The organism is Halobellus ordinarius (assembly GCF_031823395.1).
Classification (GTDB): domain Archaea; phylum Halobacteriota; class Halobacteria; order Halobacteriales; family Haloferacaceae; genus Haloquadratum; species Haloquadratum ordinarius.
Genome location: NZ_JAVQKJ010000003.1, coordinates 14132 through 24460, shown reverse-complemented (window position 1 = coordinate 24460; position 10329 = coordinate 14132). Strand labels below are relative to the sequence as shown.

Sequence of the window (10329 nt, the reverse complement as noted above, 5' to 3'; positions counted from 1 at the left end):
TACTCGTATGTCTGCTACAGGATTTTTGCAAAGATAAAGCGGATTTCACGTAGAGGAGACCGACGAAGGATCATAGTCTCATCTTCAGTATGAGAGCGACAAACTCAATTATTGTTATCGACTCCCCATCGCTTGAGCAGATAACCGATCCCGCCTAGTGCCGTGAGCGCTTGCACTATGCCGAATCCAGGTTGGTCTACGGTAGTTGGTTCGGCTTGTGTACTCGAATCATCAGTTGATCCCTGGTCTTCTGACGCATCCGTGTTGTCGTCTGCTGCGGTCACCTCGAATGGCTCTGACTCGACTCCATCCACACTCACCGTATATTCACCGGGAGATGTGAATGAGTACTCGAATTCAGTACGGTCGACCTCGCCGGGTGCAATGGTCACTTCGGCCGTGTCGACGGTTTCGCCGTCAACTACCAAGGTGGGGGACGCAGTTGCCTCGGTAGCTCCGAGGTTCTCGTAAGAAACGCTTATTGTGAGAGTCTCTTCTACAGTGAAGGTTCCGCTGGGCCACTCTATCGTACGAGAGAACTGCGGGCCGAATTCCTCGTGCTTTTGCCGTCGGTGGAAATCGACCACGTCCTCGATCATTGCGTCCGTAAGCTCGTGACCTGCACCCTCATATGCAGTAAACTCGGCAGAGACCCCAAGCTGTTCGAAGATCGCTTGGCTAGTTCTGAAACGGTCATCCACCTGTAGTGAGCCAAAAACCTCGGAAATCAAGGTGTCAACCTCACCTGAGCCTCTGTACAGCTTGTGGACGTATTCTTCTGGATTCTCCGGATCTTGATCTTCAGCCCCAATATACCAGAACTGGTTGGTTTCAAGCCACGCGTCCCTGTTGAATTCGGTTCCGATTAGATCCGGGAGATCACCGACCCCGACAGACCAAGGGAGTGTTGTTGTGCTTGGATCCCCCGCGGTTGGAATGTCCTCACTGAGTTCTTCGAGAGGAAGCACAGCGATGCCGTTCCCACCGGCTGAGAAGGCGTTGATTCGTTCTGGGTGAAGAGCTGTGAATTTATCGTAGAATCGGCCATTAGACGAGAACCCCTCGGCGTGGAATTTCTCTGGAACGTCGTATGGCTGATCTGAAAGCCGTGTTCTGGCATCCTCGACCATTGCAAGTACCTGCAGATCAAGACGAGGCGGGTCTGATCCAGATAGACTCAGATTCTCATACGACCCGTCTTCACTTCTGCTCGGGATGAGTGCAACCAACGCAGGAGAGTTTACTTCAGTTGCAATTTCGTTTAGTCTCCCATTCTCGATATGCCCATGCCCTGATTCGAGTCGCCTTTCTGTTTCAGACGGAACCCCTCTCCACGGGCTGTTCCCAACGATTAGTGGTCGTGTACCAGTGTCATTTGATTCGGTAGTGGAGTTGGACGTGCTTGGGGTGTACAGTAAATACGGCCAGTTGAACCCGGCGTCAGGATCTGCTTCGACGAGTTCAACTGTTGCTTCTGCTCCGTTTGCATCTGGTTCATTTAGCGGTTCGTCAACTGCCACGGTCGCGCGGGCACCGCCGTAGGAATACCCACCCTCTGGCGGTTGAATTGAGATGCTAATCAGTTGCGTTTCCGGGATTGGTTCGTCAAGTTCGATCGTGCGATTAGAGAATTCAGTCCCGGCCTCAACGTTGAGGACTTTGTACCGCTGTCGATCCCCCTCTGAGTGAAAAATAATGATTTCTGCTTCGACTTCAGTATAGAGCGATTCTACAACCACGGATGAGCCGTCTGATTCTTGATCGTTGAATCGTACCGATACGTTAGCGTCCTCTTGAGCTACGGCTCCTGTCTGGCCTAGTGCGAGCGTGCCAACCGCTGAGATTCCAGCCAGCGTTAGAACTTGTCGTCGATCCCACGACGAAGCGGTATCTTCCATCGTAACAACGAGTGCATAGGTCAGTCACTAAATGATTAGTAAATCCCGTAGTACACTCCACCAAATCCATCTGAATGCCTCTGTTGGATTCCTCAAAAAGTGATATATTCTGACCCGGTCGCGGTCCATACAGAGGATACAAACGTCATATAACCCCGCCTCGCTTGTGGATAATCAAGGCGAAAATCCGAGAGAAAGCTACTGAACTGCTTCACCAATAGCCTTGACGAACTCCTCGGCGTGTTGTGACCCAATGAGAATTGAACGCCCGTTCTTCCGTTCGATCCAGACCCCCTGACTGCCACTGACATTATATGCGATCTTCCCGGGTACCCAACGGATTCCCCAACCCCCGAACTCACGAAGGGGGCTGTACTGTTTGGACTCGTAACGTTCAATCTCTGACCACGAAATGTGACGGAAGGACCGATGAATAGGCCACATTTTGAAATAGATGCCGTCGGTTCTAACTTCAGTGTGGAGACGAAGACTGTAGATTAGTCCAGCGACCCCAACGACGATGGCGAGTCCACCCCACAAAATAGGGCCTAATACAAGCATAAGAACCGCGATACCCCCAAGAAGTCCCCATATCCACGGATGACGAAACCGCTGTACTTCACGAAATCGTGGATTTCCTTCCATAAGTGGGTTGTTCAAAATTGTCGATACTCAGTAATAGGCTCTCCGGACATCGGGACTCAACCATATCAGACACGTCTTGTAATTCGTACGGCTATCGGACTACCCCTTGAGCTGGTCGGACTCTCGGTAGTCAAACGCACTTTTCACCGACCAGCTGTTGCTGATGAGAATGTATCTGAAGAATAGGAGTTCACCAAAGCCATCTGAATAGATCGATGCTGACGTAATCTATCCATCATATGTGACCTTCTATTGAAGCGATGGGAGCTGGTTCGAATCCGTTCTGTCAGGGATGGCTTCGTTCCTGCTCGATTCAACTTCGGAACCCCTGTTTCAGCAAAACGTACTCATCCCTGCGCCGAGGCATAGTATCAATTAAAAATAAAGAATATTTTCTTTCTAGTCGGCGGATTCATTTGGATCCACGCTGTATGCTCAAGCAACGATGTCCTCGGAGCCCGCCGCCACGACGCCTGATCCTGATGAGGGTGATTTAGAGCAGTACGTGGATGACCAGTTGTTTAGCGGGAGTATGGGAACGCTCACGGATCACGTCACACGGAAAGCAGCACTGGGTGATGGGCGACGGTACGCGATCCTGTATTACCTGTGGGATCGTGAGGAAGTCGCCCGAAAGGAACTCGCTGAGATCATCGACGACCCTGGATTTGATCTCACCCACCACCTCGGAGAACTCGTTGATGCTGGTCTGATTACCCGTGTTGGAGCTCCAGAGGATACAGATGGCCGGCAAACCTTCTACCGGATCACACATATCGGCCAGCAGGAAATCACGTCTGATGTCCAGAATATCACTGGCTCTGGACCGTAGTGACTGTTTCCGCTGTCCCTGTCGAGACTGCTAGAGTTTGACGGCGAGGCGAATCTTCGTTAACTGGCACGTAATAGTATCTATACGTGGGAGTTTACGAACCCGGACGAGGACGAGTCGAGCCCACACGGCCAGTCCGGATACTCACCAGTAGCTACCGATGGTCACGGTGAAATTAAGGGAGAACACCACCTGAAGCGGCCGGATGATTCCAAATCGGTAGACGATTGAATCACGCAGATCGGCCAGAAAAAACGACGGCGGTTTGTCGGAAGAGTACTTGTTCAGCGTTATTCAGGATCAGCTCTGACGATTATGCGTCTTCCTCGATACCGATATTCTCTATCACGTGCCGCTTGATCTCCTTTTCGCGTTCGATGACGAAGTTGTCAAAGTCATCGTCGAGCAAATATTCATACGCAGATTCAGAGATGAAGTGCTCCTTCAGTAGGCTCTTTACTTTTTCTTCACTCCCGTGGCTCTTGATCATCTCCTCAACGTAGTCAGAGGGCTTCTTGCGCTTGATTTTATTATTCGTCTCGTCCAGAATCAACGTTCGATTCACTATCGAATCCCGATAGAGATCAAAGGATTGCGCTTTCTCTTGATCAATCCCCTGTACCTTCTTCGGGAAGATGTGATGATCGTTGATGCGGTGGTCAGTGAAATCACCGGTCCCCAAGATGTTTCCACGATAGAAGTCCCTCGGCCCGTTCAATGCGAGCAAACAGATCACGCCATTATACCGCCCTGAGCCTTTGTCAGTACTTTTCAAATCGAGTTCCTCGATGAATTCAGCATCAACCTTTGCGATCTGTTCCATCGTCTTCCCTTGGGAAATCCATTCTTTCCAATCTCGAAAATCGCTGCCCATTACCGTGTCTGAGGAGCCACCGTAGTCTTTCGAGAAGACAGCAGCCCAGTACCACCGCTTCAGCATCGTTCGGAACTCGGGGTCAGCGACAGAGCCGTCATACTCCCACAGAACAGCCGCAATAACCGGAAGCATCGTCCCGTATGGGATGTACTCTTCTCGAATAGCTCCGAAATCACGGCCGCCCGTGTTCATAATGATTGAGCGGGCCTCTTCGGCATAGTCGACAGCCGTGTTCCACAGCTCTTCGAACGCGTCCCCGGATTCTACCAGGACTTCCTCATACCGAGTCCCATCTGGTTCCTCGCGTACTGTTTCTTCGCCAGGGATCAGGTTGTAGAGATACTTCGAAGAGCAATAGTTCTGTTTCCGGAGCGAAATGATCTTCAGGATATTGATGTTCATACTGGAGTCCATCGATTTCAGTGCCTCTGGCACTTCGCGTTCCCAGAGATCTTTCCGTAACTCCACTCCATACGGGTATAGGAACGCATTCATCAGGTCAAAGGTGGACAGCGTCATCCCGCTCGCATTCACCTTAGCGAAAATGTTGCAGATGTCCCTGATGTCTCGTTCAGAGCTCAGTGGGTAATGGACGAAGTTGTAGTTGAGAATTCGCTGGAACATATCCCGCACTTTGAACTCGATCACGTCCTCTGGCAGAACGTCTGAGTGCGCTTCGATGAAGCGCTTGGACCACTGGTTGAACTCTCTGGAGTTAATATAGCTATTGTCCGGATTCTCCGGATCATCGGCTGACAAAACACAGAGCGGAACTCTTCCTTCCTCAATCCACTCGTCTCGATCCTTTAGATCGTTCCAGTCACGGTGATGTCTGAAGTACTTGTAGGGAATCGCTTCGTCGTACTCCTCATTCAGCGCTTTCACCAAGTCAAGATAGAATACGTAGTAGGACTTCCGGCTGGGGAACTTCTTCTCCGGATTATAAATCGCGTAGTAGAGTGACGACAATCGCTGTTGCCCATCGAGCACGGCCTGTTGAGGAATACCCTCAATAGAAGCGCCCCATACAGGATCCCATTCCTCTTGTTCTGCTTTGGTTTCGTCTAGGTCCCAGAACAGAAGCAAGCCCGTGTAATAATCCTGGAGTATCGACTGAAAGAGCTCTGACGCCATTGAGGGCTCCCACTCGAATCCCCGCTGAAAGTAGGGGATAACGTAGTCTCCAGAATCAACATCCTTCATCAACTCACTCACGTTTTTCGTCCCAGGATTCTCCGATTTAACCATATCTTCCCCAACACTCGAATTACCGTTATATCTTGTCGTGACTCTTACAGAGTCGATGACGGTACCGACGATGACGAGGTTCGTCAACTGGCACGTATTAGTATCTATACGTGGGAGTTTACGAATCGGCCTGGTCTGGCGTCGGAGTTATTCGCTCGGGCTCTTACCGAAAACAATGAAGCAGAATGACTTACCTGGGGCTTGCCACAAAGGGTCGTGATGAATACACAGCGCGAATGTGGTACAAATCGAGGCCGATCTACGGGAGAGAGGGATCGGTCAGTACAGGGGCTCTTTGTAATGGTTGTGTCAGAACTCAGCTTGGCGAATCCAGAGTCCGAGCCCGGTCAACACAGTCCCTGTCACTGCCAACCAGAGAACTCGTGTTGCTGTGCCTACCAGTGGCTCTGTGCTGCCTCGCGCTCCGTTATAATACAATTCAAGCAGAAAGAGACCGATCATTAACACGCCAGTCGCATAGGCACTGGCTGCAATCGTCTGCTGGACCGTCGGTCGGGTGTAGAGAAACGCGACTAGTCCGACGACGAAGAGAAGCCCAGCGACTCCGAGGTTGTTACCCGCCACTAACAGTGCTAGGAATACAACCGGAATGCCGATAACAACGATCAGCCGACGGTATTCGGTGCGCGCAACGAACTCAATACCGTGACCGACGACAGTTTGTGGGCGCTTGTCCATACGTCTACACGAGTCTTCTCAGACAAATCGCTTTGCTACATACGCAAGCGAATTCTATTGGTTGGTTCAGGATTCACATGGAGAAAATAACGCAGGTCCCGTGATGACTACACCCTCTATATTCATCACCGCAAACTCTCTCATATCAGCTTTCAGGTAGCTGTTGCACCAGGGCAAGGGCCTCGCTTGAACTTCGATCTGTTACTGTGAGTCGCAAAGTTGTGATCAGGCTACTCCCCAAAGTAATCGTCAGCAATACTCGATAAGGAGTCATCTGGGTGAGACTGTGGTCTGGTCTCACCTGATCCGATCTTACGGGCGAGTTCACGTATTCGCTCAATATCGGCATCGTCGATTTGGGTGATGTTGAACCCCTCTTGACCACAGTACTGCATCTTCTCAGAAAGTCGTCCAGCCTCGATTTCGGACTGTATGTCTCCGTAGGAAACCTTCGGGATTATTTCCTTAACCGCTGAAAAGGTGAGCCGGGCCCCGTCCGTGTCGTCGAGAGAGACATCCTCAACGGTCAAGATGTGGCTGAGGCACGCACCGTGTTCATCCACGCTACTCGTACAGTAGAGCAGGATTTGATCACCTGGCTCGACGGATACCCACGCTTCCCGACGGCCGAATCCGTCCCGCTTCCAGTATGGGCTGGCATTGAAGTATTCGCCGTGTTTGAGCGGTTCGTCACAGAAACGAGGACCTTGTGCACCTGCTATGTACTCCGGTTGTGCCTTCTCCTCAATAGCATGGCCGCTGACTTGGATCAAGAAGGCCGACATACTATTTGGAGTATACGTCGAACCTCTTTACTGAAATATACATCCCAAGATACGCAACTGTCGGTCACCTCTGCCGAGTGATTCGACTTGATCCTCGAAATGAATCCTGATTCCACGGGTGATCCGGACTCGCTGGTCTGTGTGAGTTACCGTTGGCTCTAGGTTTCACTCGGACTTCTCTGCAGATTGCGTGAGGAACTGCGACAACTCCGTCTCACGGCTTTCAGCGAAGTGCCGACGTATGTCTTCCCGATCCCATCCAAGTGGCGAGAGGACGCTCTCTGCGGCTCTGATGAGTTGTGTCTGGTAGTAGTCTGCATCGTACGTTGGAATGTCCTCGTGGGCGAGAGCAACGCGATCACGGGATGGTTTCGCGTCATCGATGACGACGTATTCCACGTCTTGACCAGGATGAATGTCGAGGCCCTGGTCTCGCGCTCGCTTGAGGGCCGCAAGGTTCTGTGTGCGTTGCGTATAGCCCTCGATTGGTTTGGAGACACGATTCTTCTCCACGAGTTGATCAACTGCTACAGTCCCCTCGTGGAGTTCTTCTATGGCGTCGGAAAGGATCCTGAGTACGGCTTCCGGCGATCGAGTTGCATCGAACTGTTCGATACAGTCGCGCTGCACGTTAGCGATGAAGGGTGGGGTGGAGCGCTGCCGGGCCTCGATACCTCTGATCTTGAATTCGTCTTCATCTGCGACCTTCCCGAAGTACTTCGTGAGCGCCCCAGCGTTGCTGTCACGTTGCGGGACGAATGCGACCCAGTCGTAGTGGGATTCGTGTTCAAGTTTAATCTCGACTGCTTCAGTGATTCTGTCGGCGAGCTCAGTGATGGACTCGCGGTCTGCAGCAGCGACAGTAGGATCGGGCGTGACCCAGATGGAATCGACGATGCCGTGGACGACTCGCCATCCGCCAGCTTCGAGGTGCTCCTTCGCTGTGAGGAGAATGTCTCGGGCGAACGCGTTGATGGCTTCGTGACACTCGATCCGGCCGAACTTCGCGTTATTGAACCCCTGATAGCCGAAGCACGCGACGAGAATCCACTTCAACGCGGCTGATCGGCCTTCAAGCGCTGCAACGCGGTCACTGTCAGGATTCGCTCGCTCGGTTTCAGCGCGGATAGCCGCCTTAATCTCGTCCCGTGCGTCGACCAGTGGTTGCAGAACATCAACGAGGTACCCGCGGTCATCACAAATCGAGTAGCCGAGCTCGGGCACGTCTTCTCTATCCGCGTGGCAGTCACAGCGGATAACATCAGGAGAGACGTTCCGGGTACAGATGATATTCGGGTACAGGCTGGAGAAGTCGAGTTCGTGGACGTTCTCGTGGACGCCAACCTCAGGCGCGAAAATGAATCCGCCACGGTCAGCATCGTGCAGCGTCCGCATCGATTTGAACCGTTCGTGCCGCCAGGAACGCCACGGAACCAGCACGTCTCGGGCGTGTGCTTCACGTACCTGAATCGCGGTGAGGATATTCCCGATTGAGGCCCACGCAGCTTCCTGCAGCGGTTTGTGCGACCGCGAGACGAGATCGATGACGCCGTCAAGGTTCGTTTCGCCGTAGAAGAACGTGTTCGACTCATCGATGATCACGCGTCCGGGAACGTTGAACCGGGCTGGTGAGTGATCAACGCGCCCGTAACTCGAATACGTCGACTGGATTGCGAGTCGCTGGTACTCAATATCCGGCCAACGGCTCAGCGAGAATGCATCAAAGCCTGTGCGGTCCGCCATCTCATACAGCGTCGGGATGAGTTGACTCGTCGAGCACACGAGCACGTCTGGGTCAGTGCTGTCGAGTGCAGCCTGGACCGCGGAGAGCATCTCTGTCGGTGATCCACTAACCGTCTCCCCGTCGATGCTCACTTCGGAGTACTCGTCGTTACCAGACTCTGGTAGCGGCACGGAGAGGTGGAGTGTCGCTAACTCCACAGCTGGCGTCGGATCTGTTCCTGTTTCTAAGCAGTAGCGGAATTCACGCGAGAAGTCAACGTTGAAACACGCGAGGTCCCCGATAGGTGCGTCGGACACTTCTCGTGTTTGATGCGCAAGCGCCTGGATTCGATCAACATGGGTGGCCGTAACGGCGAGAACCGGCTCGGGATCTCTGCGGAATGTAGGTCGTCGCTGGCTGAGTTCAGTTTCGATGATGTCCGGGTGCCGGTCGTAGACAGTACGGAGCGTGGTGAACTCAGGGTCAATATCTGGCTCCCGTGCGGCCACGTAGAACCGCGGTGCGTACTCATCGCGTTCAGTGACGGTACTTCCGTCAGGCGTGGATTCCCACTCAAGTACCCGCCCATCGTCGAGAAAATCGATCGTGAACGGCATTATGCCTCAGGCACCACCATTTTGCCTCAATCCTCACGGCACAGCGGAATATCCGCTTGTGTGTCGCTTCCGAAGTAACGAGGTAGGCCTCGGTCCGCCGTCAGATTGGTGGGTAGCTCGTGGTTTCAGTATATTCTCTGCAGTTTCCGTAAATCCTTCCGGGAGACTATGCTCAATACACAGGATGCGACGATTGCTTGGTCGCTATATCCCAGTCCAAGTAGTGATGCGCTTGACGGGGTTGGGCCGGAAATGGGCGAGAGGTATCTTACATACCGAACCAGTCTCGGAGTTCGTCTTCGTACTTCTCTCCTATTCGAAATTCTGCGTGGTTATGGCTATCTTCGACCCACCGTCCCGGAATTAAATCTCTCCGGAACTCCTCAGTGTACCATTGTGTGTAATGACTCAGATGGATAGCTATGGCACCGGGTTCATGGGGTACAGATAATCCATACTCGTCTCTCATTTTCTGTCGAATATCGACGCCACGAATCCACTCACCATCAGCGTCCAATAGCACCTGAAATAGTGCTTCTTTCTTCGGGGAGAGTCGCTCGAAGAAGTCTTCCGGTAGACTGTCTCGGGGCATCTCTTAGCCCTGTTTCTCAGCAAGCCTCAAGAGTATACTGCAGGATCTGGAAACTCTGTTTCCCAGCAAATACCTGTGGACGGTCGTGGGGCAGGTCGCTGGAATCCGAGCAGACTAATCACCGTTCACTTGTATCGCTCTGATCAGGCTCCTGAAGGGACTCTTCGAGTGTTGTGAGTCGGTCCTCGAAGTCATCGAGTCGCGCTTCCTGTTCAAGATCAATACTGAGCAGTGCTGGCAGTAGTGGTTGCTGATGATTCAGCAGACCACTCGCATCAGCGTGTTCCCGAGCGTACTCAAAGAGCCGGTCGAACCGTGGCTGATCGTGCCCTCGGAGCGCCCGACGGAACGTCGCCCACCGCTCTTCAATCGCCCGCAACGCATCCCGGTAGGTTGGGTTCGTCCGCCCCATC

The 10329-nt window shown here is 52.7% G+C and carries 7 protein-coding genes; 1 reads left to right on the top strand and 6 read right to left on the bottom strand.

What is annotated here, in order from left to right; all coding sequences use genetic code 11:
- Window positions 1–104: 104 nt before the first annotated feature.
- Window positions 105–1898, bottom strand: a complete 1794-nt coding sequence (locus RJT48_RS03575) for a CARDB domain-containing protein (RefSeq protein ID WP_311170874.1) — start codon at window positions 1896–1898, stop codon at window positions 105–107.
- A gap of 1090 nt (window positions 1899–2988) precedes the next feature.
- Here RJT48_RS03575 and RJT48_RS03570 point away from each other — a divergent pair.
- Window positions 2989–3375, top strand: a complete 387-nt coding sequence (locus RJT48_RS03570; RefSeq protein ID WP_311170873.1) for an ArsR/SmtB family transcription factor — start codon at window positions 2989–2991, stop codon at window positions 3373–3375.
- Between the two features lie 313 nt (window positions 3376–3688).
- Here the strand turns inward: RJT48_RS03570 and RJT48_RS03565 are convergent, their stop codons facing one another.
- The 5 genes from RJT48_RS03565 to RJT48_RS03545 all read right to left on the bottom strand — a co-directional run bounded on the left by RJT48_RS03565 (window position 3689) and on the right by RJT48_RS03545 (window position 10328).
- Window positions 3689–5467, bottom strand: a complete 1779-nt coding sequence (locus RJT48_RS03565; protein ID WP_311170872.1) for a GmrSD restriction endonuclease domain-containing protein — start codon at window positions 5465–5467, stop codon at window positions 3689–3691.
- A 342-nt stretch (window positions 5468–5809) separates the two neighbouring features.
- Window positions 5810–6199: a hypothetical protein gene (locus tag RJT48_RS03560; protein WP_311170871.1), complete on the bottom strand. Its 390-nt coding sequence runs from the start codon at window positions 6197–6199 to the stop codon at window positions 5810–5812.
- Between the two features lie 230 nt (window positions 6200–6429).
- On the bottom strand, window positions 6430–6984 hold the full coding sequence (locus tag RJT48_RS03555) for a hypothetical protein (RefSeq protein ID WP_311170870.1): 555 nt from the start codon (window positions 6982–6984) through the stop codon (window positions 6430–6432).
- Window positions 6985–7149: 165 nt separating this feature from the next.
- Complete coding sequence (locus RJT48_RS03550) at window positions 7150–9324, bottom strand: type B DNA-directed DNA polymerase (protein ID WP_311170869.1); 2175 nt, start codon at window positions 9322–9324, stop codon at window positions 7150–7152.
- Between the two features lie 710 nt (window positions 9325–10034).
- On the bottom strand, window positions 10035–10328 hold the full coding sequence (locus RJT48_RS03545) for a DUF8156 family protein (RefSeq protein WP_311170868.1): 294 nt from the start codon (window positions 10326–10328) through the stop codon (window positions 10035–10037).
- Between the last annotated feature and the right edge of the window lies 1 nt (window position 10329).

Excerpts from the sequence above, each read along its gene's own strand:
- RJT48_RS03570 (WP_311170873.1), top strand. The coding sequence starts at position 2,989 with ATGTCCTCGGAGCCCGCCGCCACGACGCCTGATCCTGATGAGGGTGAT.
- RJT48_RS03550 (WP_311170869.1), bottom strand. The coding sequence starts at position 9,324 with ATGCCGTTCACGATCGATTTTCTCGACGATGGGCGGGTACTTGAGTGG.
- RJT48_RS03560 (WP_311170871.1), bottom strand. The coding sequence starts at position 6,199 with ATGGACAAGCGCCCACAAACTGTCGTCGGTCACGGTATTGAGTTCGTT.
- RJT48_RS03575 (WP_311170874.1), bottom strand. The coding sequence starts at position 1,898 with ATGGAAGATACCGCTTCGTCGTGGGATCGACGACAAGTTCTAACGCTG.
- RJT48_RS03555 (WP_311170870.1), bottom strand. The coding sequence starts at position 6,984 with ATGTCGGCCTTCTTGATCCAAGTCAGCGGCCATGCTATTGAGGAGAAG.
- RJT48_RS03545 (WP_311170868.1), bottom strand. The coding sequence starts at position 10,328 with ATGGGGCGGACGAACCCAACCTACCGGGATGCGTTGCGGGCGATTGAA.